Genomic DNA, 24,694 nt, shown 5'->3' on the forward strand with positions numbered 1-24,694 from the left:
CGCCGTCCCCGCCGGCCGCTATCGGGCGCCGGCCGGCCTGCCCGTGCGCGAGGTGATCGCCCAGCTCACCGCCGACGTCGCCGACGGCTTCGCAGCCCTGGCGGCCGGCATGCGCACCCTCACCATCCGCGACGGCCGGCTCGTCCCGGCCCACGCCCCCAGCCCCTCTGGAGCTCCCTGTGCCGCGCAATCCTGACGACCAGTCGACCGGGCCGCAGTCCGTGCTCGCCGTGTTCGCCCACCCCGACGACGCCGAGCTGTGGGCCGGCGGCACCCTCGCCCTCCACGCTCAACATGCGCCCGTCCACATCGCCGTCCCCCTCCACGGCCCGGTCCGCGACGCGGAGGCCAAGGCCGGAGCAGCCGTCCTCGGCGCCACCCTCCACCAGGTCGCCGAACTCACCCCGTCCGCGATCCGGGCCCTGCTCGTCCAGCTGAAGCCGCACGTCGTCATCACCCATCCCGTCCTCGACACTCACGCCGAGCACCGGCACACCGCCGAGGCCGTCCTCGAAGCCCTGCCCGAGGCGAAGATCGAAACCGGCCGACCGCGGCGCCTCTACACCTGCGACACCTACAACTCCCTCACCCTCGTCGGCCCGGTCACCCCCACGGTGATGGTCGACGTCACCAGGACCTTCGACACCAAGATGCGGGCCCTGCACTGCCACGAGTCCCAGCCCATCGACGACCACTTCGGCCCCATGGCCGAAGACCTCTCACGCCTGTGGGGCAGGCGCAGCGGCGCTGGACACGCCGAGGCGTTCACCGCCCTTCCCGTCCTCGGCCGCCTGCCCGGTGCCACCCACCTGTGATGTCGGCCGCCTGCCGCCGTACCCCCCCCGACGGAGGGTGGGCCCCTCGTCTGCAGAGCAACGGAGGAATCGCCGCGTGATGAAGATCAGCCAGGTATTCGGGCCGACGGTTCAGGGCGAGGGGAGCGCTGCCGGACGGCACTGCCTCTTCGTGCGAACCTTCGACTGCAACCTGGAGTGCAATTTCTGCGACACCGCGTACACGTGGGCGGTGACGGACGAGAAGGCGGCCAAGACCCGCAGCGGGAAGCGCTACGAGCGCGACGAGCCCCTGTACGGACTCAAGCACATGGACGCCGCCGTGGTCCTCGACCGGCTGAGGGCGCTGTGGGACATCGAGCACCGGCCGACGATCATCGTGATTTCCGGCGGCGAGCCGATGATGCAGCAGCGGGAGCTGGTGCCGCTGCTGGAGCAGCTGCGCGGCTGGGGCCACGAGGTCCACATCGAGACTGCCGGTACCATCGCCCCCCTCGCGGAGTTCAACGAGCTCGTCACGCAGTACAACGTCTCCCCGAAGTTGGCCAGCAGTGGCAACCGGCTTTCCAAGCGGTTCAAGCCGGAGGCGCTCGCTGCTCTTCGGGACAGCGGCCGGGCCTGGTTCAAGTTCGTCGTCACCGAGGACTGGGAGACGGACCTGGCAGAGATCGACCGGATCGTCGTAGATGTGGCGCTGGCGCCGCAGCGGGTGATGGTCATGCCGGAAGGGTCGGACGGCCGAACCAACATCACCACTGCCCAGAAGATGGTCGACGCCGCTCTTCGGCGGGGCTTCGGACTTTCCTTCCGGAACCACGTTTTCCTGTGGAACGAGGACCCTGACCGGTAGCACGGCGACGGCGTCCTCGGCGCGGTCGTGATCCTCGTACGCTGATCTGCCGCGGACCCGCATGTCAGCCGAACCTGCCCGGCGAGTTCGCGGCCGAGGGTGCAGGCCAGCAGGTCCCCTGTGCCTCGCGGCCCATTGTGGCCGCGAGGGCACGGCATCGCTGGCGCAGCCCTCGCCAAGGGTCATACCGGCCTCGATGATGGCGGCGTCGAGGTCGATCGCCTGCTGAAATTTTCGGCGTCGGAGTCACCGATGACCAGCAGTGGGCGGGTCTCCCGAGCTCAGGTCGTCTTGAGTGCAGCCGCCGACATCGAAGGCGACGTCGACCTCATCATGGCCGGCTGTCATGGCATGTCGTGGTTGGTTCACGGGGTAGGGCAACTCCGAGGATCCGGCACCGGCGTGAAGGAACGGGATCGACGGATCCTTCAGCTTCGCTGGCAGTATTAAGTGTAACAATAAGCACTAACTCGCTGTACTCAGTCATTGCTGACTTCGTTCATCTCGTGGGACGGGGGTCGTCGACGGGGCCGATTCTTGGATTACCCCTGGTGGTTGGTCGGGTGGCCCTCGGAAATTCGGGCGCTCGGGTGCCAGTGCCGCGAGGATTGATGGCGCGCCGGTGCTTGTGATCAGGGTGAGCCGATGAGTTCGGATATGGCCGTCGCGTTGGCCGGTGAAATTCGGCAGGCGTGTGCTACACCGGGGGAGCTCGTACCTGGAGGGGGCGGTGCCCGCCCGAAGCATCCCACTCCTTGTTGGTGCAGACAGACGTATATGCGGATAGTCGTGTGGGAGATGGTGGATGCGATCACTGCAGCCGGCGGAGCGGGAGGACGTCATTCTCGGTGTTCCTCCAGAGAATGATCAGAGGATTTGGGAGCGGCTGGCAGAGGAGGACGCGGTCTCGGCCGGACTCGTGGGGAGCTTGACGGCGGATGCCGGAACGGACGACGGGTCAGTGCGTGCACACCTGGAATCGGCGGCACACGAGAATTCGGCAGGCGCTTGGGAGGTGCAGACGGATCAGTTGCCCTTGTGGCCCGAAAAGGGAACGGCTGAGTCGGCAGGTGCTCGGCTGGTGACGGACCAGGTCGGGCTGCCCGATCTCAGGGTGCAGCTCCGTGAGGTGATGGAAGCCTGGAAGGAGATCGTGCCCGAGGGGCGCAGCACGGCCGACGATCTGCGAGTGATCCTGGAGGCCGATGTCGAGGCGCTGCGGGTTCGGTGGCAGCAGGTTGCCGCGACATCGCGTGGGCCTGCGGGGCGGGGAGTGCAGGGGACGACGGTACAGCCTGCCGCAGGGCACGGCGCGGAGGCCGTCAATGCAGCTCTTCGCGATGCCGAGCGATGCGGCCCAGACCTTCGCGGACTGGAGGAATGGCGCCAACTCGGGGCTGTGCGGGAAGCGGTTGGCCGACTGTGGCGAACTCTCGCGCTGAGGGCAGGTGAATATGCCGGTCGGCTCTTCGCCGACCACCGTGTCTCCGAGTTCCTTCGCAATGTGTCGATCCACGCGTGCGAGACGATCGCCCGGCTCGCACAACGAGGCTCTGACCGGCTACGCCGCGGCCAGATCGCGCTGCCGAGCGCGGAGGCCCTCCTGGTTCTCGGCAACGCGGCAGGAGCCTACAGCCTGTCCGCCCGGCGTCAGGATGGAGGTCCCAACGCCGGGACTCCGTCCATCACCGTCGATGTTCCCGAGCTGCGGCGGATGGGCGAGGCGCTGCAACGGCCTGGCCCGACGGCCGCGCAACCAGGAAGCGTCTCGGCGAGAGCGGCCACGGCGCGGTCGGCCCGTACGTCCCCGAGGCGGCCGACCGCCGCTGCGGGTGAGCGGCCGGCGCACCTGCGACGCGGCGGATCGTCCGTCCAGCCGGGGCGCACGCCCAAGCAGAGGTGAGCCGAGGCCGGGAGCGAACTCGGCGAGTTCATCCGATCCGGTGAACCGCCCTGCTGTCAGGCCCGTGTTTTCCACAGCAACCCCGGTCGGTACCCCGAACCGGTGCGAGCTGTGCTCGTCTGTCTCCGCACCGCCATCCCATCGGAGGACCGAATCATGAACCCGAACCCGAACCAGCCGGACGTCGAACAGGCGGCCGCCACCGCCCTGAGGACGGCCGCCACTGCCGCACACGCGCTCGCGGACCTGGCCGTCCGCGACGACCGCTACGACCAGCTGGCCGCCCTCACCGCCGCCTCCTACGCCACCGAGGCGACCATCTACCTCCCACTGCCCGACCGCGACCCCGAGGGCGGCGACCGCCTGGCCGACCACGACCTGGTCGACCACCTGGCCGGCCTCGCCGACGCACTCGACGAGCTCGCCCGGCGCTCGCCCGACGTCCGGCGGATGCGGGACCGTCACATGGCCGCCCTCCACGCCCGGGACGCCGCCGCCGCACTGCGCGATGCCCTGCCGGTCGAGCAGGGAGCGGCCGGATGACGGACGTCACCTGGGGTGATTTCGTCACCCTGGCCTTTTCCAGGATGGAGTACGCCCTGGCGGCCCTCACCCTCGCCGACGCCGATAGCCCGAGTACGCCAGGTCAGCACGCCGCCCGCAGTGAGGCGCTGGCGGACGTCTTCCAGGTGCTCCACCGCGGCACCAGCCGATTCGGACCCCTCGCTCCCGACCCGCTCGGCATCGCCGAAGGCGACGTGGCCCGACTGCACAGCAACGTGGAGATCCTCGGACGGTTGCTGCGGGACGAGGCCTTCTACGCGTGGCCCGAGCCCGACCCGGCAGCATCGCACCTGGCCGAAGCCGTGGGCTTCCTCCGCTTCGCCGGAGACCTGCTCGCCAGCCACCACGGGCCGGACGGAGAGCCCCGCAGCCCCTACGCCGCGTACCTGGACAGTGCCGGGGTCGCGCGCCACGTGGTTGCCCAGACGGCCGAACTCGCCAGCGTCGCCGGGCGGGTGGCCGTGCGGATCGGCCAGCTGTGCCCGTCCGACCGCCGGGTGATTCGCAGCCATGACGTGGCCTACCGCCTCAGGGAGCGCGCGGTGCTCATCGAGCGGGCGGCGATCGGCATCCAGCGCCAGCTTCACTCGCCCCGCCCGTCCGTCCCGGCTCCCGGCCTCACGCACCTCCCACCGGCCGCCACGGCGCCGCCGCCCCCGGTCAGGCCGGGCGAGTCGCAGTACGAAGCGCTCCGGGCGGTCGGCGGAGGTTTGGAATGGCTGGCCGCCCACGTGGCGCAGCAAGCGTCCCAGCGCCTCCCGGACGCCACCGTCGCCGAGTTGTCGATTGCCGCAGACCACTCCGCGGTGGCCCACCTGCTCACCGCCCGTCTGATCGAGCACACCCGGGATCTCCTCACATCCGACCCGGTCGCCCAGGGCGTCGTGGATGTGGCCGGCGGCGCCTTGCGAGAGGCAGCTCAGGCCTGGCAACAGGCCGCGGCCAGTTGGAGGTCGGGCCTCGGCAGCGCGCCCGCGGCCTCGAACCCGCGCCTCGTCCGCGAGGCGGAGTTCGCGGTGGTCCGGCTCGGGCGCACCCTCTTCTCCCCGGGCTGGACCCGCCGCGACACCGGGCGGCGCGCCCCCAGGGCCCCGCACGAGATCATCACGGCGCCGGGCGACGCAACCCACCTGCTCGCTGCCGCCCACGCTGTCCCCGCAGCCGGACAGATCCTCGCCGAACACGTCCCCCGCATCGGCTCCGCCCTGGTCCAGCGCGGAGCACTCCTCAGTTCCGATCCCGCCCACAACCCCCGCGGCAGCGCACCCTCCGACCAGTTCCGGGACGGTTGGACCAGGTGGTACCCGGCCTCGCCCGAGCAGATCCGCCACATCACGATCGCCTACGACAGCGCCCGTCAAGCGTCCGCCGCGGCGCAGATCGCCACCGCGCGCGCGGCCGAAGCGGTCGGCAGCCCCCTCGGCCGGGCCGTGCTGGAGGCGGACCGTCGGAACACGCTCGGCTTCACCGGGGACCCCTTCTACGACACCCGCCGGGTGAAGGCCGCCGCCGCCCGTGCCCGCAGCACGACGGTGGCCCGCCCGTCGGACCCGGCGCGCCTGCCGGCCCACCGCGCGTCCGAGCTGTCCCGAGAGGTCGGTGCGCTCCATCCGCGGAGGAAGACCCGGTAGCGTCGGCCGGTCAGCTGTCGTCCTCGGTCGTGCACCAGGCGCTGGGCACCCTGCCGGGCAGTCGGTGCCCGGTCCGGTGTTCGCCCTTGGTGCAGCCGGCGAACGGCCCTCCCGGACCGCGCAGGTCGGCGATGTGCGGCCGGTAGTGGTCGCGGTACCAGACGCTGGGCCCGGTGTAGCCGCAGGTGGCGGGATCGGTGAGTTCCTGCCAGGCCAGCCACATCGCGTGCAGGACACCGACGGCGTCCCAGTGCTCGATCCACAGATGGCACCACCGGGATTCGGCGGATGCCTCGCCGAGGCAGCCGGGGACGAGGACGCCTTCGACCCACTCCGCGAGCAGCCTCAGCTCCGCGTCGCGCTGCTCGCCTTCGAGGAGGAAGAGGAAGGGCGGGTACTGCCACTCGGTGCTCTCCTCCTGCTCTGCCTCGGCGTCGTCGGTCTCACCTTTGTGATCCGCCGATCCAACCCCGCCCGAGCCGGACTCCCGGAGGTCCCGCAACTCGGCCTGAACGGCCTGGAGCATGGCCTTGAGATCTTCCACGTCCTCGGTGAGCACCCGATCCGCGGCTTCGTCAGTCATGGCGAGCCGACCTCCGGGCCTCCCAGGCGACGGCGGCACGCTTCGCGATGAGAGCCTCCTCGGTCTTCATCGCGGGGCCGAGGTGGGCCATGGCCGGTTCCTCGTACCAGGGGCGCAGCGCGATCTGGGAGACGGGCATGCCGGTGGACAGCAGCAGGGCGGTGCCGCGCTTCATGGCACGGACCTGGGCAGGTTCGAGGATCTGCTCGCGGTGCTCGCTGAAGGACGTCGAACCGCCGTCGCGGCTCCTGGAACGGGACTCGCGGATGACGTCGTGGTTGCCGACGAGGGTGGCGATGTCGTTGACGAAGCGCGGGTCGTCCAGGCCGACGCCGATCACCTTCTTCGTGGCCGCGCTCCACAGGGCGTCCATGCCGACCTCTCCCCAGGCCCGTACGCCCTGCCGGTAGGACTGGAGGATGGTGCAGGGAGTGATGCCGCGTGAGCCGAGGTGGCTGTAGAGGTCGGGCAGGTCCTCGATCCGGCAAATGTTGGCCGCCTCGTCCAGGACCGCGCGCATCGGCTCGGGCAGGCGTCCGCCATGGCGCTCTCCGGCCTCGGAGGCGGAGGTGAACACGGAGTCGGCCAGCGCGGCGACGACGGCGGAGGCGGCGCCGCCCTTCCTGCTGAGCAGGTAGAGGGTGTCCCGGCTGAGCGCGAACTCCTCCGGCCGGAACCGGGGCCGGTGCCGGTCGGGGAGCAGCCAGGCGAGCACCTTCTCGTCGCGCAGCGCGCTGACGGCGGTGCGGGCGTTCTGGTAGATGCCGGACTGGGTCTCCTCGGCGATGTTGATGGAGCTGTCGACCTGTTCGGCGAGGACCTCCTCGTGCTGGTAGAGGATCCGCAGCGGCGCCCGTTCCTTGGGGTCGGCCAGCCACTTGAGTACGTGCCGTACGGTGGCGCCGTCCCACCAGGCGGCGCGGAACATGCCGACCAGCAGGTCGCCGGCGCCTTGAGACCAGAACGGGTCGGCGACGTCCGACTTGACCTGGTTGACGAAGTGCCCGGCCAGGCGCTCGGCGCGGTCGAGCGTCTCGGCCTCGGAGATGATGTCCCACCACCATGCCCGCTCGATCCGGGCCACGCCCTGGGTATCGAACGCCCAGACGTTGCCCGCCTTTTGGCGGGAGGCCAGGGTGGCGGCGTAGACGTCCGGCTTGTTGCTGGTCAGCAGCAGGGCCGCCGGGGCTTCCTCGGCGACCGGGATCGCGATCGTCGAGGACTTGCCGGCCCGGGGTGCCATCAGGGCGAGGTAGGTGTCCTCGTCGGACCCGCGCAGTTCCACGCCGGTCGGCAGGTGGTCGCCGAGCAGCACACCACGGTCGTGCGGGGCGACGGCGCGAGGCCTGACCCCGTGGAGGGAAGCGCGCAGCCGGATGGCGGTGCGGGCTGCGCGCTCGGGAGCGAGGTCGCGTACCTGGTGGAGGGTGGCGAGGTGGGAGGCGTTGTGGAACCAGCGCAGTCCCGTCCGCAGGCCCCAGAGAAGGCCGGCGAGGACGACCAGGTCGAGGAGTACGGCGCCGATGGCACTGGTGGCGGGGGAGTTCGGCCAGACGGAGTGCCAGTCGCGCGTCATCTCGAAGACGGTGAAGGGGCTGAGCGGCGGGACGTCGGCTCCGGCGATGGCGGCGCAGACGGAGGCACCGGTCCAGGTGGAGGCGGACAGGACCACCGAGCCGCCGGCGAGGGCGCCGCCGGCGAGCCACGCCCGGTCGTTCTCGGTCATCATCGGCGGGCTCCTTCGGGTGCGTTCCCGGCCGTGTCGGTGTGGTAGAGCCGGTGCTCGGTGGAGGTGAGTTCCATCGCGGCGGCGATGCCGGGCCTGGTGCCGAGCTTGATGAGGTACTTGCCGCGGCCGGGATGGACGTGGTCGGAGGCGTCGAGGCCGGTGCTGGTGGCCGAGGCCCAGGACGTGATCAGCAGGCGTTCCTGTTCGGTCAGGGTTCGTTTGCCGGAGACGCGGCCGAGTTCCTCGTCGGTCGAGCCCCCGATGACCCAGGTGTCGCACCGGTCCATCAGGCCTCTGGCCTTGGCCCGGTCCTCCTCGGTGGGTAGGGCTTCCATGTCCTGGAGTGAGTGCGTGACGTAGATGGTGACGTCGTCGGTGGTGCGATTGAGGCGGCTGATGGAGTCCATGGCGTCGACCAGGCCGGGACCGGAACGCAGGGCCCGCCACATCTCGTCCATGGGCAGTACGAGTCGGCGGCGGATCACACCGAGGCTGCGGGCGCTGTCGATGGTGTTGTAGGTGTAGGCCCAGCTGGCGATCATCCCGGCGGACACGACGTCACGGCCCCGGGCCCGCAGGGCGTCGATGTCGACCGACACCGCCGGGGCGTCCAGGTCGAGCGGCGTCGTGGTCGGGCCGTCGAACATGCCCTTGAGCGGCCCGTCGACCAGGTTGTCCAGGCCTGCCACGACCGAGCGGGTCAGGTCGAGGTAGGTGTCGCCCTCGGCTGCCAGCTTGGCCCGCAGCGCCTCGGGGGCCTGGCGCAGGACGGTGATGACGTCGGGGATGACCGGGTCGCTGCCCGGCGCGGCATCGGCGGCGAGCTGTACGGCGGTGGTGAGTGCGGAGCGTTCGATCTCGTCCGGCTGGCGACCGAGCCCGCACCGGGTGGCCAGCAGGGCGCCGAGGGTCTCCAGCCGGCGCCCGTTGAGGACGTCGAGCAGGGCGCCGCGTTCGGCGGCGGGCAGCGAGGCCGATCGGCCCAGGAGAGGGCCGGAGTCGAGCGGGTTGATCCGGTCGGCCCCGGTGCCGATCCTCAGCACGCTGCCGCCGAGTTCGCGGATCATCGCGGTGTACTCGCCTTTGACGTCGGCCGGCACGCACATCATGCTGCCGAACGCGACGTAGACGAGGCAGATGCGCTTCACCAGGGCGCTCTTGCCGACGCCGGGCTGGCTCATGACCCACACCCCGGGATTGGTGGTCAGCTTCCCGGTCCAGCCGGACGGGTCGACACACACCAGCTCGCCGGTGAGCACGTCCCGGCCGACCGGCACTCCGCGAGGCGGCAGCCCCGAACCGAGGAGGAACGGATAGATCGCGCCGGCCTGGGTGGAGGGCCCGGTGTAGACGGTGCCGGTGTCCTCCACCGCTGCCCGGCCACCGAACAGGCCGCCCCAGCCCAGCCGCGGAGCGTAGGTTTGCCGCCCGCCCGGTACACCGCGGGCCTTCCCGCGCTCCGGCCGGCCGTCGTCCGGGTCGGGGTTCCAACGCGGCGTCAGCAGCTTCGGCTGTCGCATGCCGACTCCCTACTTCACCAACGGCTGGTAGCCGATCGGCAGACCGGCCGCGAACGTGGACGCCTGCGCGCCGTAGGCGGGGCGCATTCGGATACCCTTCGTCGCCTTCACCGCGCGTTCCAACTCCTGCCGGGCGTCGGGGAGTTCGGCGGCGGAGCGGGCGGTGGTGGTGACCCTCAGCGTCCATTCGACGACCTGGGCGCCGCTCGCCGCCTGGTGGGCGGCCTGCTCGGCACGCTGGTGGTCGGCCTTCTGGCTCCACCTCGCGCGTCCCCGTACCTGTGCGGTCGCCTGCGCGCGCTGCTCGGCGTTGGAGATCTCACGTTCCAGGACCGCCTCGCCCTCGTACGGGTCGAGCACCCGGTAGGAGAGGGTGACGCGGCGCTGGAACCGCCCGGGGCTCAGCAGCGGCAGCAGCACGCTGTAGGGGATCGGGCGGCGCGGCATCTCCCGCAGCACCCAGCTCACGGAGACAGCGCCGTCGTGCGCGTAGGCCTCCAGCAGGTCGTCGGCGGCGACCGGGCCGCACTCACCCCAGGTCAGCTCGGCGAAGTCCTCGTCCCGGGCGTCGAACACCGCCGGATCGTAGGCGGAACGTACCAGGCGGCGAAGGTCGGTGGGCGTGCTCCGGCGCACGATGTCGGTGCCGGTGCCGTTCAGGTCGAGCGTGTCGACCACCCGTAGGGCCTCGGCCACCTGCTCGGCCAGGTCGGTCGGTGGGTTCGCCCCCGCGGTCGGGTCGACGATGACGCTCATCCACGGTGCCACCGAGGCGGTCGCGCGCGGCGTGGTGCGCACGAGTTCGTCGATCGTGTCGAGCGCCAGGCGCGGGGCGTCCGGTCGACGGCGGTCCTTGACGTCGTCGGCGAGCGCTTCGCCCGCGCCCGGGGTGATCTGGACGGTGACGGCGGCGCCCAGGATCTGCTCGTCGGTGCTCATCGCGTCCAGGACCGCGCTCCAGCTGCGCAGGCTGCCGCGTACCGCGCTGGTGGTGGCCATGAGCGTCCCGCCGGGGGCGAGCAGGGTGGTGACGGTCATCGCTCCGCTGGACCGGTTGTGGACCACCCCGACCGGACGGCCCGTGGTGGGGTCGTGGGCGGCGATCAGCACGGAGCTCGCGCCGACGCCGGGCAGGTCCAGCGCGTACGGCTGCGGCAGAAGGACCTGGCGGTAGGAGGTGCTGCCCGAACGGTCGGCATGCCGCCAGGCGAGCACGGCCCAGTAGTAGGCCAGAGCCGGCATGCCCTGACGGCGCGCGGCGGCCAGCCCCGCGAGGGCGAGAGTGAGCGGCATGGTGACGAGCAAGGTGCCGGGGCAGCGGGCGCCGACGATGCCGTCGGCGATCAGCACGACGGCGGCCAGGATGGTGGCTTCGCGCGACATTCCGGCGAGGCCGAAGCTGCGCCGTGTACGGAATCCCTGCACCCTCAACCCGTCCGGGACTTCAAGCGTGGTCACAGGTGTCCTCCGTTTCCGATCTCCCCGGCACCTTGTTGAACGGCCTGGTCGAGTCCGTCCAGGACCTGGATCACGGGGCCCGCTCCGGTCGCTGCCCCGGCAGCACCTGCCGCACCACCGGCTCCCGCCGAGCCCCCGGCACCGGCTGCGGAGCTCGCACCGTCTCCCGGGGCGGTCGGGTTCGGGACCAACCCGGCACCGGTACGGGAGGCCTGAGCGAGGGCGTCGCTGCCGCAGTCCTGCTCGTCGTCGGCGGCCTTGCCCCTGGACCTGGCCTGTTCGACGCGCTTGGCGTGTTCCACGGCTGTGGTCGGCTGGCTTCCCCCGGCCCCCTCGGCCCCGCTTCCGGCGATCTCACCGCTTCCGCGCCCCGCCATCGCACCGATCGCACCCATGGCCCCGACCGCGCCGGAGCCGGCCATGCCCGACCCGAGCTCCTCGCTCAGGGAGGCGAAGATCCGGGTGAGCGGTCCGGGGGCGAGGATGCCGAGCATCAGGGTGGCCAGGCCGCGCAGCCACGCGGCGAAGCCGTCCGACTTACCGAACTCGGTGAAGCCCGCACAGATGATGACCGCGAGGACGGGTTTGTAGGCGATGCCGACGAGGATCGAGGAGATCAGCTTCGTCACCCACTTCTGGGTGGCGTCGCCGCCGACCCGTCCGGCCCCGGCGATCGGCAGCAGCAGGCACTGGATCGGGATCGCGCTGTTGCGCAGGAAGACCAGCATGAGCTGGACGAAGCCGACCAGGATGAGCACCACGGCGCCGCCGGCCACGATCACGGGGTTCACGATCCCGTTGGGAACCATGGTGGTGATGATCTTGTCGAAGGCGGTCGTGTCGTCATGGAAGACGCCTTGGACCAAGCCGTCGGTCAGCGCGTCACCGGCGGTGAGCAGCAGCGCCACCAGCGATACGCCGAAGACGCTCAGCATCGCGTTCTGCCCCCACCCCGAGGCGGCACGCAGCAGGTGTTTGGCCTGGCCGGTGACCGCCATGCGCCCGGCCTGCCACATGAATCCGAACACGGAGACCATCAGGCCGAGCCACGCCATCATCCCGGCCAGTACGGCGTTCCCGTTCCACAGCCCGGTGTTCTCCAGCTTCAGCGACGGTCCCTTCAAAGCGATCGTCAGCGTCGCCGCCATGAGCGTTCTGCAGAGTTCGACCGCCGCCTTGAGCCAGTCGCCGACGGCGGACTCCCAGATGGAGTTCCACTCCTCCTTGACCGCCTTGTCGGTGGCCTTCCCGGCCGACTCGCACCAGTCGGTGTCGAAGATCCGTCCGACCAGACCGACAGCGGTCTGCTCGCAGCCGAAGTCCACGATCGAGCCGACGATGCCGTCGTCCGCGGCGGCCGGTGGCGCGATGGCCGTGGCGCTGCCGAACACGACCGCCAGAGACAGGAGGACGGCGGCGATCCGACGCCTCACGACGCCTGCCTGATCGCGGTCCAGCCTGCCGCGTTGAAGGCGGCGTCGCCCGGCGCCGCGATGGGCGGCTTCCGGTCGGCCTGCGCCGCCGCGTCCTTGATGGCCTGTCCTGACAACTTCCAGTCGCCGTCCTGCCAGACGGCTCCGAGGATCCCCACGCTGTAGACCGTCTTCTCCGCGGCCGTCTCCCCGGCCTTGTCGGTGACGTTCATCAGTACGTAGGCGGTCACCTGGGCGGGGGTGACCTGGATGGGCTTGACCCCGATCATGACGGTCCGCATGAACGCGCCGCCCGGCAGCGGCCCGCTCTCTGGCAGTCCGAGGGCTCTGCGGGTCGCGGCGTCGGCCCGCTCCGCGCCCTGGCGCACCTTCGCCTCGGCCGTCGGGGACTGGTCGGCGGGTGCCATGTAGGCGCTGTAGACGGCGAGTTGCTGCTCCGCGAGGGTGCCGGATCCTTCGACGTCCATCGCGGAGGCGGCCACCATCATCCCGATGGCGCCGTCGGTGGTGTTCGGGAAGCCGGTTTCCCGACCGTTCGCCGCCTTCCGCGCACCCCTCGGCGCGGCGAGCCAGCGCTCCGGCTCGGTCCAGGTCGGCGGGACGCTGTACGTGGGCGCCGGCTGCGGCGCGGTGGTCGCCGCCGGTGGCGACGAGGTGGACGCCGGGCCCGCGTGCCGGGCCGCCGGAACGTCGTCGTGACCGGCCAGGGCCGCGTACCCGGTGAGCCCGACCACGGCGGCCAGCATGGCGCCCGAGCCCCACAGCACGGTCCGGGACAGGGGCAGGCCTCCCCTCGACTTCCTCATGTCAGCCCGCGATGCCGTTGAGGATGGAGATCAACGAGCCGGCCAGCAGGACGGCCGCCACTCCACTGCCCATCCACTTGAACGGCTCGGACCCGCCGCCGTGACGGGATTTGTCGGACATCGCGAGCTTCCACACCCCGACACCGGCCGCGACGACACCGGCCAGGAGCAGGATCCACAGGCCGTAGCCGAACAAGGTGCTGACGGTGCCCTCCATTCCCGGGATCTTGGTCGGCTTGGCGGCGGGAATCAGTCCCGAGTTCTTGGGATCTTCGGCGAGGAACATCAGTCACTTCCCTTCCATCTGGGTGCGCAGCCGGGCGGCCGCGCGCGCCACGGCGGCGTCGGCCAGGGCGTCTTCGGCACGTGCGACCGAGCGAAGCGCCGGCAGGTAGGGCAGGAACACCGTCCCGGCGAGACGCCCGCCCAGGGCACGGAGGCGGTAGCGGGCCGCGGCCGCAGGCTTGGCGGGGACGTCGGCCACCACGACGAGCCACGGCTTCGGAACGGTGTCGGCCGGCCAGCTTCGGACGATCGCCTCCACCTGCACGGTGCCGTAGACGGTGCTGGGAGCGACCAGCACCGGCTGGACGCCGTACGGCACCGGTGCTCCCGGTCCGAGCCCGCGGGCCCGTAGGCCCCGTCCGTCGCCGCCGTTGAGCATCTGAAGCACCACGGCGGAGGCGATGTCGTATCCGTGAACCGGCATCAGCCCGTACGTCGGGACGGTGCGTGCCTGCTGAACAGGTACCACCGGATCGGGTGCCACGTCGCAACCTCCCCCAGCAACTCGCGTTGTCAGAGCGGCCTTTCGATCAGGAGCGAGGAACTGATCGTCTGACCACGTGGCGTAACGCCCCTCGCGGTACGGAAGGCACGCCCATCCGCCCATTCGGTCCTATCGACGCACCTCACAAGGGGGGCTCCGTGAAGAAAATTGCGGTCTGCTGTGTGGTGCTCCTCGTGCTGCTCGGTGTGGTCGTCGTAGCTTTCGTTCCGGTGGTGAGGGCGGGAGCCGCCGAGACGGGCAGAACAGCGGTCTACGGGCTGCCGGAGGAGTACCGACCCTGGGTACTCAGGGCCGCCGGGGACTGCCAGGACCCGGCACTCACACCCGCGTTGCTCGCGGCCCAGCTCTTCGAGGAGAGTGGCTTCCGCGCCGACGCCCGCAGTCCGGCGGGCGCCGAAGGACCGGCGCAGTTCATGCCGGGCACTTGGGCGACCTGGGGGAGGGACGACGACCGCAACGGTACGGCTTCGCCCTTCGAGATCGGAGACGCCGTGATGGCGCAGGGGCGGCTGATGTGCAGTCTGCTCGGGCAGGCCGCGACATCCGGCATCGCCGACGACCCCCGTCGCCTGGCCTTGGCCGCCTACAACGGGGGATGGGCCGCGGTGGAAGCCAACCACGGCGTGCCGCCCTACGCCGAGACCCAGCGCTATGTGGCGGACATCATGGGCAACGTGGCCCGCTTCCGCGGCGACGGCCCGTTCTCGGAGATCACGGGGTACGGTGCCGGCCCGGACGCCGCCCGCCGGGCCGCCACCCAGCTCGGCGTGCCCTACAGCTACGGCGGCGGCAGCCCGGCCGGCCCCGGCCGGGGCTACTGCGACGGAGACGGCGGCTACCGGGACGGACAGTGCCTGGCCGGCGTGACGGTCGGCTGGGACTGCTCGGCTCTCGTCCAGTACGCCTACTGGCCCGCCCGCCGGCTCCCCCGCACCGCCGCCGAGCAGTACTCCGCCACGGCGGACCGTTCCGTTGCCCAGGCCGAACTCCGGGTGGGCGACCTGCTGTTCTGGAGACACGGCGGCAACGGCCACGTCTACCACGTGGCGCTCTACATCGGCGACGAACACATGATCTCAGCGCCGAAGACCGGCGACGTCGTCAAGAAGGCCCCCGTCACGGACATGCCAGCCTCTGGCTTCGCGGGCGCCACGCGACCGTAGGAACGAGGTCCGGTCCTCACGCCACATTGCGCTGTCTCGCTGTCCCTGCGCCTCCGTTGCGCGGGACTCAGAAACAGCGAGTCAGCGGCAAAGCTCCATGATGGTGTCGTCGAAGTCGGGGAACTCCTGGGTTGCCTGGTCGATGACTGCAGTGGCCGGCTGCTGTCGGCCGGGGGCGAATCGTTCCGCGATGGCTTCCATCTGCGGGTTGGGACGGGGAACCCAATCGGGCTCATACGTGGTGGCTGCTTCCCAGGGCCCGAGGCCGTCGGCGAGCAGCCACAGGAAGTCGCCCAGGTCGCGCGCCAGTACGCCGGTCTCGCCTTCGGAGCCGAGGAATACGACGGGCTGGTCGATGAGTGGTCGGCCTGGGCGAACCAGCCAGATCGCCGCGTATCCACCCGTGCCGTCCTGGCCGAACACGCGGAAGTCGTCACCGTTCAACTCCGTGTTGCCGGTCCAGGCCCGGAGCCAGTCGGTCGTGTCCTCGGCGGACAGGAAGGCCGGGAAGGGACTCGAAGTCGATCCCTTTGCCGTCGTCGTAGTCGAACGGGATCGCCAGCGCTGCGGCGAGTGCGACAGGGAGTTGTCGATCATTGGTATGAGTCACGCGGAGAGGTTAGCGACTACCAGTGTCATCAACGTCGACTGACCCAGACGGACTGGAACCTCCATGCCCGAAAGGTCGTTGCTCCGAGAACCTGATCCTGAGATTCCTGGGGCCGTCACCGGGATCGTCCCGTGGTGGGCTTCGGGATGGGAGCACGGTGGGCGGTGCGTTTGGGGCTGGGCTTCGCGCCCCGCGTCCATGACGGGGGCTGTCCCGCCGTGGCCGAGGAGGCCCGGGCCGCGTCGGTCACCACCGTGGCCGCGGTGACGGCGTCGTTCGCCGGCCTGCGCAGTGCGTCGGCGGTGGCCTGGACGAGGCGGGGCACGAGGTAGGAGGCGGGGCCGGCTTCCCAGCCGCGATCACGCATCAGCCGCGCCAGGTGCTCCCGGACCGGCTTGCCACCGTCCTGCATGTGCGCCATCCGGGCGGCCAGCAGCGGCCACGGGCGGGAGTTCACCAGCAGCGCCGCCTCACGGTCCCGGCCGGGCAGCGCCTCGTAGACCCAGCGTACGAAGGAGGCGTTCTCCGCCTGGCTCACACCCAGCTGCGCCAGCGCCCTCCGGCGGTCTCCGAGGTCGAGATCCCTCGGTAGGTCCAGCCCTACCGTCAACGGACCGTAGGAGCGTACGGAGTCCCGGCTCGGCCCGCTCGCCCGCCGCTGAGCGGCGTCGAGCCCGCGGTCGACCGCCTGCCCGACATCGGTCCCCTCGGCATAGGCGGCCGCCAGGATTCTTCGGACGTCGACGCCCCGTTCCAGCAGTTCCTGCATCGTCGCGGCGATCTCCGGCCAGGTGGGGGAGGCCAGGATCGCCTCGCGCACCGGGCCCGCCGGAAGGGTCTCGCGGAGCAGCCCGGCCCACTCCTGGGTCTGCTCGGCCGTGATCCGCGCCGAGTCGGACAGGACGGCATCCCGCACCGACACCGCGATGTCCCCGACCCGCGGCAGGAAGTGCTCCAGGTCGACACCGGCCCGCCGCAAGGCGACCAGCTGCTGCGCCATGATCGGCCAGTCCGGACCGGACATCAACATCCAGGCGACATCGGGGGCGAGCAGGGCCTTGAGATCCCCGGCCGCCTCGGTGAGCGCCAGGTCGGTCGGCGGCAGCGGGTGCTCCCGCCCCGACCTCCGCTGCGCCCCACGGCGGACCGCGTCCGCGACCGCGAGCACCAGGCGCACCGCCGCCGTCGACGTCTGTACCGCCTCGCCGACCGCCTCGGCGAACGGTTCACCCGGGTAGGGCATGGTCATCGTGATCTCCTGTCGCTCAGCGGCCCCGTCTGGGGCCTTCCGCACCGTTGCCGGGAACGCGATTCGTCTCGGCCGAAGGACCGGCGGTCTTCTTGGCGCCTGCGGTCGGTGGCGCGGTTGTCGCTGCCCGCGTATCCAGAGCCTCGCCGCGAGCGCGAGCCCAGCCGTCCAACCTCCAGACGAGAACCTGGGCGATGGACTCCGCCGAGCCGAGTTCACGCCGCGTGGCGACTGCGGCGAGAACCGATGAGGGGTCGAAGCCCAGTCGCTCCAAGGCGATGAGGCGCCTGCGCAGGACAGGCCAGGCGGGATCCACGAGCACCGCCGACGCATGACTGGGCAGCGCCCTCGTCACGACGTCGGTCAGTAGCGACGATCGGCTGGGCACCGGTGAGGCGGGCCCCGGCCGTCTCGTGCGTGACCGAGAGCTGGTTTCGACGGACGCTCCGGTGCTCAGCTCCACAGCTTCCAGGAGCGACCGGCCGGTCCTCCTCGCCGCGTCGGCCTGGAGACGGTAGCCCTGTTCCTCGTGCCAGAGCTGCGCGGCCGTGACGGCTGCGACCAGGGCCAGGAGGAAGCCCAGGAAGGCGGCCGCGTCGTTGTGCCCGGCCGACCTGGCCGACGACACGAGGAGGCGGGCCGAGGACCGAAGGAGCATTCGCGCTTCGCCGTCCAGGTCGCGTCTGCCCGGGGCTCTGGCGGCCCGCTCGAATTCCGCCGCCGAGGCTCGCAGGTTCGGTTCGACCAGGGGAGGTGCGGCCGCGGACATCAGGACGAGAAGGTCGCCGAGCGCGGCGACGTCGCCGGCCCCTGCTTGCCGTCCGCCGGAGCCGAGCGAACCCGACGCCGTGCTGAGGTTGTGCTGGAGCGTCTGCCAGAACGCATGCGGCGGCACGTCCGGCTCCGGGATCGGTACCTGCCAGCGCTCGCGGACCCGGGGGAGCGACAGGTCGTAGGCCAGACTCGAGCCCGCGAACCACACGGCCCGGTCGCCCCGGTCTCGGTCGCCGGGGAGCGCGACCGTGTAGCCCGTCGGGGCGCTGCGCCCCGGGCCGGAACGCTGCGCGACCCGCAGACCGGAGGACCGGAGCCGGGCGAAGAAGTCGTCCTCGCCGGCTGCGGCCGCCGCTGCCGCACGGACCGTTCGCTCAAGCTGCTCACGCGCACTTTCGGGCAGGTGACGGCGCGAGGCCTTTCGCGTCTCTCCCGTCGTCGGCCACCGCTTCGCGGTCCGATCCCCCGACGTCAGCCGACGCAGTCCCCACCGCACCTCGAACCGTCGGGCGAGCTGTTGCATCCGCACGATGTCCTGCCGCAGATTCGGCTGGATCCCGTCCTGGCGGACCTTCGTCGCGACGATGTGGATGTGGTCGCCAGCATGCCGGACCGCCACCCATCGGCAGCCCCATCTGTCGCCCTGCGGGGCGACACCGGCGGCGCTCATCATCGCCCGGGCGACCGAGCCCCACTGCTCGTCCGTCAGGAGCGGATCCTCGGGTGCCAGACGCACCGCGACGTGGTAGACGAGTTCGGCCGGGATGGTGCCCCGGGAAGCGTGCACCGGAGCGTCCAGGAGCAGCGCGAGATCCCCGACCGTCGTCTCCGCCGACCGCGCGGGGTCGGGCACCCATGACGCCCAGGCGGCGACCATGCGCGGGTCCTCGTGCTCGTCCCGCTTTCCGGGGCCGTACAGGTAGAACAGCAGCCCGGCGGTGTCGTTTCCGCCCTTCGCTCTTTTGGGGATCACCAGCGCGACGCCCGCTCCCGCATCAGCTGCAGCGTCGCGCGGTCGACCCGCCGAACGGCCTCTTCGATGAGGCGCGTGCCGGGCTCGCCGTCGCAGGGACCGGTAGACCCGGCCGACTCGCCGATTCGCACCAGCTCGCCGCGCGATCTGATGAGCTCCGCCAGCACCTCCCGGGCATCCGCGGATACCGGCACGAGCTGGGACTTGGCCACCGCCAGTGCCTTTCGGGCCACCCACGCGGACACCGCCATACCGTCGCGTTTCGCGGCCTCTTGTACGATCGTCAGCTCGGCATCGTTGTACGCAAGATTCACCCGGTTCGACCGCGGCGACTGCATCTGCCGTTCCCGTCGCCGGGCGCCCTCCGTGGCACTCACCGTCGGTCCTCCTCGGTTCCGCTGGCCGGGGGTTCGGGCGGCAGGATCGCAGGTGTCCCTGGCCGTGCCGCCCTGCTGCGCCACCTTGCTTGGTCATCGAATTGACGGCCAGCGGATACGCCGGATTGGCAGCCGGAAATCACCGACACGGGTGAGGCGCGCGGGAAGATTCGAAACCGTCGGGGGCGGTGGCTCTACGATCCGCTGCATGACGAGGGAAGACGATTTTCTGAGGCGAATGCGCGAGATCCAGGACGACCGCGAGAAGGCCATCGTGCCGCTCGCAGCCGTCATGGCGGAGCGAAAGAGCCTGAAGGACCAGCTGGCCGAAACCGAGGTCCCGTACGGGAGAGCCTATGCAGCCGCCGAGGCAGCCGGTTGGAGCACGGAGGAGCTCGCGAGGCTGGGTGCGGAGGTGCCGGCGCGCCGCCCCAAGGGCAGGCCGCGGAAGCACGCCCTGACCACCAGGACCACCGTGCCGGGCCCCTCGTCCTCCGACGAGGAGAGCCTCGACGACGCCGGTGTACAAGCCGGCTGAGCAGCGGCACAGACATTCACCGTCGGTCGGTGGTGAATGTCTACAGCGAGTTAGTGGTCATTGTTCCATCAACTCTGGGGCGAGCCCTTTGGGCGTTCAGTCGCGGCAGCCGCTGCCAATGGGACGAATACGGTGTCGTCTTCCTTCTTGGACGATCAATCCCGAGGCTTAGGTGGTAGGCGTTGTGCCAGAGCGGAGGGCCACCGATCACTGGCCTCGGCGAGCCGGCTACGAGGACTCGGCCACGGGCATCCTGGAGGGTGCGGCCACCAAGGGCGGCCGACCGTCGGCGCTGCCGCATCGGGTGCGGTCGGCCGTGTGGCCGGCCCGTTCTGGAATGACGTGTGGGATATCGCCCGCAGCACCCGTTCACCACCCGCCGGAGATCCCGTACCGGCTGCTGCTCACCGGCAGCAGCGACTCGAACCGCGCCCACTGGGCAGCGGCCAGAACCTCCTGCCTTCCACAGCACTGCCAACGGCCGACGCCGGACGGCGCGATTCTTCGCGGAAGCCCGCACCCGGGCGGGTGCGCTGCTCTATCGTCGGACGGCATGGGGATGGCAGGGGCTGAGGGGTTGGGGCGCGGGGTCCCGTTCACGGGGGCACCGCCTGTGTTCGGCGACCGGACACGGGACGCGTGCGTGGTGGTGCCCGGCATCATGGGCAGCGTCCTTGAGGACGACAGGACGGGCCGCCCGCTCTGGGGTGTCAACCTGGCGACGCTCACCGACGCGCTGAGCGGCGATGCCCTGTTCGCTGCCCTGCGGGCGGACGCCCAGGAGCGGGAAGCCGATGCCGACACCGCCCGGCGGGCACCGCTGACCCGCGTCCGTGCGACCGGCCTGCTCGCCAAACCGTGGTGGCTGCCCGTCTTCCAGGGGCTTGACCCCTACGGCAGGGCGGTCGAGGCCCTGCGGAAGGTCACGCTGGCGCCGGAGGCGGTGGAGCCGTTCCCCTACGACTGGCGGCTGGCGGTCGCCTACAACGGCGCGCTGCTGGCCCGGAGGGCCCGTGCGCACCTGGAGTCGTGGCGGGAGCGGGTGGCGGCGGTGCCCGGGTGGCGGGCGGCCGGCGGGGCGCGGCCGCGGCTGGTGTTCGTGGCGCACTCGATGGGCGGGCTGGTGGTGCGGGCCGCGTTGGAGCAGGACGTGGAACTCGCGGCCGACACCCGGGCGGTGGTCACCGTCGGGACGCCGTTCCTGGGCTCGGCGAAGTCCGTCCTGGCGCTCAACGCTCTGCACGCCGAGGCCGAACCGGGCCGGCTGGTGCGGCGGGTGCAGGCGATGGCGGCGACCCTGCCCGGTGTCCACGACCTGCTGCCCGGCTACCGCTGCCTGGACCGGGGCCTGGAGGTGGAGCGCCTCACCGCGGGCGATGTCGCCCGGTTCGGCGGCGACCGGGACCTGGCCGCCCGTTCCCTGGCCGAGCGCGCACGCCACCGTGGGAGCGGGTTCGTGCTGCCGGGGCACCGGGCGGTCGTCGGCGAGGCCCAGCCGACCGTGCAGACCCTGGAGGAACAGCACGCCGGCCTCTCGGTCGTCGCGGGCCGCCACCACGCCTTCGACGTCGGCGACGACGGTGAACTCGTCCGCGATCCGGCCACCGGCATCCCCGCCCGCCGCGACGCCTCCGGTGACGGCACCGTCCACCTGCCCTCCGCCCGTTCCGGCACCGAGGCCGTCCACTACGTGTTCGGCCAGCACGGCACACTGATGTCCCACGACGAGGTCCTGCGGCAGATCCGCCGCATCGCGCTGGAGCGCCCGCAGGGCACCGACCTCGGCGACGGCACCGGCGACGGGCCGGGCCTGGAGACCCCTCACCTCGGTGGGACGCTCGGACAGCCGCTCACCCTCACCGTCACCGGTCTCGACACCCCGGCCGGGGCGAGCCTGAGCGTGCGCTCGGCGACCACCGGCCGCCCCGGCCACCCCCTGACCCTGCGCCGCGAACCGGACCGCACGGACGGGGCCCTCTCGGCGCGGTTCACCGCGGACGCGCCGGACCTGTACAGGGTGGCCCTGAACACCGGCCGGCACGCGCCCCTGACCCAGCTCGTCCTCGTCGCCCCTCCCGACGCCTGACCCCAGAGATCCGCCCATGACCACTCCCCACGCGAACACCCCGCCCTCCCAGTTGCCCCCCGGCCCGGGCCGCACGACGGCCGGACCGGTCCCCGACGACGGGGGCGTCGAGCTGTTCCCGGTCAACTTCACCGCCTACCGGAACCACGTGGAACTCGACACCGAGCAGCACGTGCGGGCGATCGCCGACCTGCTCGCCCCCTACGGCCTGCACGTCAACCACTGGGCGGCCCCGGAGAAGGAACGGGACCGGCAGGCGGTCGAGGACCGGCTCGGCGACTGGAAACGCCTCACCTCCTCCCACCGCGGCAACACGGTGCTCTACTGGGTCGGCCACGGCAGCGCCGAACACCTCGCCCACCACCGCACCCCGGCCCCCATCGACGACGGCGTCCACCCGGAGGACGTCGCCCGCGCCATCGGCCGCCGCCGAATCCACCCCGACGCGGAGGACAGCTGGGCCGTCGTCGTCCTGGACGCCTGCTTCTCCAAGGACTTCGCCCGCAAAGTGCACGGCACCCTCATCAACGAGTACGGCGACGCCGACCGGTTCCTGCTGCTGTCCACCGCCGCCGAGGGCCACGCCGAACTCGGCGACTTCACCCGGGCCCTGGAACATGCCCTGACCATCACCTTCCTCGGACAGAAGACCATCGGCCTCGCCGAACTCGGCAGCCAGCTCGCCCGCGAACTCCGCGGCTACCGCGCCATCAACGTCGACGACCACCGCGACCGACTGGTCCGCACACTCCCCGACGTCGCCTCCGCCGTCTCCGCGCCCCTGGACCAGATCGCCGAACTCCAGGCCGTCATCGACCGCCTGCCCGCCGACGAACAGCGCCACTTCCTCCCCAAAGCATCCGGTGCCGAACTCGGCGAACTCGCCTGGTACTTCCACGGCCGCACCGAGGAACGCGACACGATCCTCCGCTGGCTCACCACCACCGCAAGCGGCTCCCTCATCGTCACCGGCCCCGCCGGCTCCGGCAAATCAGCCCTCCTCGGCCACATCCTCCACCACATCAACCCCCAGCTGCGAGACGTCCTGATCCGGCACGGCCACCTGACGCCCCTGCCACCCGAAGTCCCCTGCCCGGACGACCCGTTCGACCTCACCGTCCACCTCTCCGGCCTCACCCTCACCCACACCGTCCAACTCGTCGCCCAGGCAGCCGGCCTGCCCGACCTCGCCCGGCAAGCGGCCGACGGCCAGCCACCCTCCGACCTCGTCGCCCGGCTCCTCGGACGCCTCCGCGACCGGCACGCACCACTGACCCTGCTCTTCGACGCCCTCGACGAGGCCGAACAGCCCCTCACCCTCGCCGACACCCTCCTGCGCCACCTCGCCGACCTCCCCCGGGTCCGGACCGTCATCGGCACCCGCCGCTCCACCCACGAAGGCCCCGACCAGCCCGCCCCCGACGACACCGACATCCTCGACGCCCTCCGACCCCGCTCCCACGGAACCGACCTGAAGTACGTCGAAGTGACGCACAACCAGGACGCCCTCGCCGGATACCTACGCGCCAAACTCCACGCCGCCCGCCAACGCGGCACCCTGGACACCGACGAAGCGACCATCGAGGCCGCCGTCCGCCGACTCGTCACCGACCACCAGCAGCAGGACGGCACCGAGCCGCAGCAGTTCCTCTACGTCCGCCTCGCCGCCCACGAACTCCTGGCCGACCCCGCCCTCCTGGCCGACCCCACCCCGCTGACCGGCCGCACCCACCGCCAACTCTTCACCCACGCCCTGCAACGCCTCCACTGCACCAACCCCCACTACACCCCCCTGCTACGCGCCCTCGGTCTCGCCCAGGGCCGAGGCCTACCTGACCAGGACGGCATCTGGGCCCGCACCGCCGACACCCTCACCCCCGGCGACGCGGGCGACACCGGAGGCAGCATCCCCGGCCTGGTCCGCGACGCCGCGCCCTACCTCGCCCTCGACCAGGAACACGGCCAGAGCGTCTACCGCCTCGCCCACCGCACCTTCACCGAACACTTCACCGCCGCCCCCGACAACCCCGTCGCCCATGCCGCCATCACCACCGCCCTGGCCCGGCGGGCCCGCCACAGCCTCGACACCCGGGCTTCCAGCGGCGGCACCCCGCGGCCCGAGGACGTCAGCCCCTACATCCGCCACCACCTCATCACCCACGCGCGGCTGGGCCACACCGCCGGAGCCCTCCAGGCGCTCGCCGACCACCCCGACGTCCTCGACACCCTCGACCTCGCCGGCATCACCGACACCGCCCTCCACCGCGGCCTGCCCCCGAACGAGGTGCCGCCCGCCATCGCCGGAACCGTCCTCTTCCAGAGCCACATCCACGAAAGCGGCGCCGACCAGCACAACCACGACACGACCAGGTGGCGCCGGTGGTGGCGCCGACTGGGCACCACCTACATCCAGGGCACCCCGCCTCCCGCCGAAACCCACGTCCACGGCCCCACTGAGTGGCCTCCCGCACTGGTCAGCGGCGCCGTCCGCCAACGGGATCTCCACCTCCAACTCGTTGGCCATACTGGCTGGGTGCTGGCGTTGGCGGTGTTCACCGCTGCGGACGGCACCCCCCGCCTCGCCACCAGCGGCGACGACAAGACGGTGCGGATCTGGAACCCCGCCACCGGCGTCCAGGACGGCCCGCCCCTCACCGGCCACATCGGTGGGGTGCATGCGGTGGCGGTGTTCACCGCTGCGGACGGCACCCCCCGCCTCGCCACCGGCAGCTACGACGAGGAGGTGCGGATCTGGGACCCCGCCACCGGCGTCCAGGACGGCCCGCCCCTCACCGGCCACATCGGTGGGGTGCATGCGGTGGCGGTGTTCACCGCTGCGGACGGCACCCCCCGCCTCGCCACC

The 24,694-nt window shown here is 71.5% G+C and carries 21 protein-coding genes and 1 pseudogene; 10 read left to right on the plus strand and 12 right to left on the minus strand.

Going from position 1 to position 24,694, the window contains the following annotated elements; genetic code table 11:
* Positions 1-43 precede the first annotated feature (43 nt).
* The 6 genes from ACFVXH_RS18525 (at position 44) to ACFVXH_RS18550 (ending at position 5,742) form a co-directional block, all read left to right on the plus strand.
* Positions 44-196, plus strand: coding sequence for a hypothetical protein (locus ACFVXH_RS18525; RefSeq protein ID WP_181970443.1), 153 nt, complete (start codon positions 44-46; stop codon positions 194-196).
* On the plus strand, positions 180-815 hold the full coding sequence (locus ACFVXH_RS18530) for a PIG-L deacetylase family protein (protein WP_387824933.1): 636 nt from the start codon (positions 180-182) through the stop codon (positions 813-815). The genes ACFVXH_RS18525 and ACFVXH_RS18530 overlap by 17 nt, the downstream gene beginning before the upstream one ends.
* Positions 816-894: 79 nt before the next feature.
* On the plus strand, positions 895-1,644 hold the full coding sequence (locus tag ACFVXH_RS18535; RefSeq protein WP_387824991.1) for a 7-carboxy-7-deazaguanine synthase QueE: 750 nt from the start codon (positions 895-897) through the stop codon (positions 1,642-1,644).
* A gap of 1,081 nt (positions 1,645-2,725) precedes the next feature.
* Positions 2,726-3,547 (plus strand): hypothetical protein, encoded by an 822-nt coding sequence (locus ACFVXH_RS18540; RefSeq protein ID WP_387824935.1) that lies wholly within the window; start codon positions 2,726-2,728, stop codon positions 3,545-3,547.
* Between the two features lie 156 nt (positions 3,548-3,703).
* A complete protein-coding gene (locus tag ACFVXH_RS18545) occupies positions 3,704-4,090 on the plus strand; it encodes a hypothetical protein (protein ID WP_074003421.1) in 387 nt (128 codons plus the stop codon).
* The gene (locus ACFVXH_RS18550; RefSeq protein ID WP_387824938.1) at positions 4,087-5,742 is read left to right on the plus strand and encodes a hypothetical protein; all 1,656 of its coding nucleotides are present in this window, start codon (positions 4,087-4,089) and stop codon (positions 5,740-5,742) included. Before ACFVXH_RS18545 ends, ACFVXH_RS18550 begins: the two co-directional genes overlap by 4 nt.
* 10 nt (positions 5,743-5,752) lie before the next feature.
* On the opposite strand, the gene ACFVXH_RS18555 is transcribed toward ACFVXH_RS18550, so the two are convergent.
* The 8 genes from ACFVXH_RS18555 to ACFVXH_RS18590 are packed head-to-tail and all read right to left on the minus strand — an operon-like array spanning position 5,753 to position 13,980.
* Positions 5,753-6,325 carry a DUF4913 domain-containing protein gene (locus ACFVXH_RS18555; RefSeq protein WP_181970441.1) on the minus strand — a complete coding sequence of 191 codons (573 nt, stop codon included), beginning with the start codon at positions 6,323-6,325 and terminating at the stop codon, positions 5,753-5,755.
* Positions 6,318-8,054 (minus strand): type IV secretory system conjugative DNA transfer family protein, encoded by a 1,737-nt coding sequence (locus tag ACFVXH_RS18560; RefSeq protein WP_387824942.1) that lies wholly within the window; start codon positions 8,052-8,054, stop codon positions 6,318-6,320. The genes ACFVXH_RS18555 and ACFVXH_RS18560 overlap by 8 nt, the downstream gene beginning before the upstream one ends.
* The gene (locus ACFVXH_RS18565) at positions 8,051-9,574 is read right to left on the minus strand and encodes an ATP-binding protein (RefSeq protein WP_387824944.1); all 1,524 of its coding nucleotides are present in this window, start codon (positions 9,572-9,574) and stop codon (positions 8,051-8,053) included. The genes ACFVXH_RS18560 and ACFVXH_RS18565 overlap by 4 nt, the downstream gene beginning before the upstream one ends.
* 9 nt (positions 9,575-9,583) lie before the next feature.
* A complete protein-coding gene (locus ACFVXH_RS18570; protein WP_387824947.1) occupies positions 9,584-11,032 on the minus strand; it encodes an SCO6880 family protein in 1,449 nt (482 codons plus the stop codon).
* Complete coding sequence (locus ACFVXH_RS18575; protein WP_387824950.1) at positions 11,029-12,465, minus strand: hypothetical protein; 1,437 nt, start codon at positions 12,463-12,465, stop codon at positions 11,029-11,031. The genes ACFVXH_RS18570 and ACFVXH_RS18575 overlap by 4 nt, the downstream gene beginning before the upstream one ends.
* Positions 12,462-13,271, minus strand: coding sequence for a hypothetical protein (locus ACFVXH_RS18580; RefSeq protein ID WP_387824952.1), 810 nt, complete (start codon positions 13,269-13,271; stop codon positions 12,462-12,464). Before ACFVXH_RS18580 ends, ACFVXH_RS18575 begins: the two co-directional genes overlap by 4 nt.
* Before the next feature lies 1 nt (position 13,272).
* Entirely contained in the window at positions 13,273-13,557 is a 285-nt protein-coding gene (locus ACFVXH_RS18585) for a hypothetical protein (protein ID WP_049650094.1), read from the minus strand.
* A gap of 3 nt (positions 13,558-13,560) precedes the next feature.
* Positions 13,561-13,980 (minus strand): hypothetical protein, encoded by a 420-nt coding sequence (locus ACFVXH_RS18590; RefSeq protein WP_387824955.1) that lies wholly within the window; start codon positions 13,978-13,980, stop codon positions 13,561-13,563.
* A 218-nt stretch (positions 13,981-14,198) separates the two neighbouring features.
* Between ACFVXH_RS18590 and ACFVXH_RS18595 the strand changes: the two genes are divergently transcribed.
* Positions 14,199-15,224, plus strand: a complete 1,026-nt coding sequence (locus ACFVXH_RS18595; protein WP_387824958.1) for an NlpC/P60 family protein — start codon at positions 14,199-14,201, stop codon at positions 15,222-15,224.
* A gap of 81 nt (positions 15,225-15,305) precedes the next feature.
* Here the strand turns inward: ACFVXH_RS18595 and ACFVXH_RS18600 are convergent.
* The 4 genes and pseudogenes from ACFVXH_RS18600 to ACFVXH_RS18615 all read right to left on the minus strand — a co-directional run bounded on the left by ACFVXH_RS18600 (position 15,306) and on the right by ACFVXH_RS18615 (position 19,207).
* Positions 15,306-15,834, minus strand: a pseudogene (locus ACFVXH_RS18600) (SMI1/KNR4 family protein).
* Positions 15,835-15,949: 115 nt separating this feature from the next.
* The gene (locus ACFVXH_RS18605; protein WP_387824960.1) at positions 15,950-17,083 is read right to left on the minus strand and encodes a hypothetical protein; all 1,134 of its coding nucleotides are present in this window, start codon (positions 17,081-17,083) and stop codon (positions 15,950-15,952) included.
* Between the two features lie 16 nt (positions 17,084-17,099).
* The gene (locus ACFVXH_RS18610; RefSeq protein WP_074003413.1) at positions 17,100-18,830 is read right to left on the minus strand and encodes a relaxase/mobilization nuclease domain-containing protein; all 1,731 of its coding nucleotides are present in this window, start codon (positions 18,828-18,830) and stop codon (positions 17,100-17,102) included.
* Positions 18,827-19,207 (minus strand): hypothetical protein, encoded by a 381-nt coding sequence (locus ACFVXH_RS18615; protein ID WP_147409020.1) that lies wholly within the window; start codon positions 19,205-19,207, stop codon positions 18,827-18,829. The genes ACFVXH_RS18610 and ACFVXH_RS18615 overlap by 4 nt, the downstream gene beginning before the upstream one ends.
* Positions 19,208-19,415: 208 nt before the next feature.
* On the opposite strand from ACFVXH_RS18615, the gene ACFVXH_RS18620 reads away from it, so the two are divergent.
* The 3 genes from ACFVXH_RS18620 to ACFVXH_RS18630 all read left to right on the plus strand — a co-directional run.
* A complete protein-coding gene (locus ACFVXH_RS18620; protein WP_387824963.1) occupies positions 19,416-19,745 on the plus strand; it encodes a hypothetical protein in 330 nt (109 codons plus the stop codon).
* Between the two features lie 661 nt (positions 19,746-20,406).
* Positions 20,407-21,831, plus strand: coding sequence for an esterase/lipase family protein (locus ACFVXH_RS18625; protein ID WP_387824966.1), 1,425 nt, complete (start codon positions 20,407-20,409; stop codon positions 21,829-21,831).
* Positions 21,832-21,847: 16 nt separating this feature from the next.
* A partial coding sequence (locus tag ACFVXH_RS18630; protein WP_387824969.1) for an AAA family ATPase occupies positions 21,848-24,694 on the plus strand: 2,847 nt, incomplete at its 3' end.

The organism is Kitasatospora sp. NPDC058184 (assembly GCF_042883725.1).
Lineage (GTDB): Bacteria > Actinomycetota > Actinomycetes > Streptomycetales > Streptomycetaceae > Kitasatospora.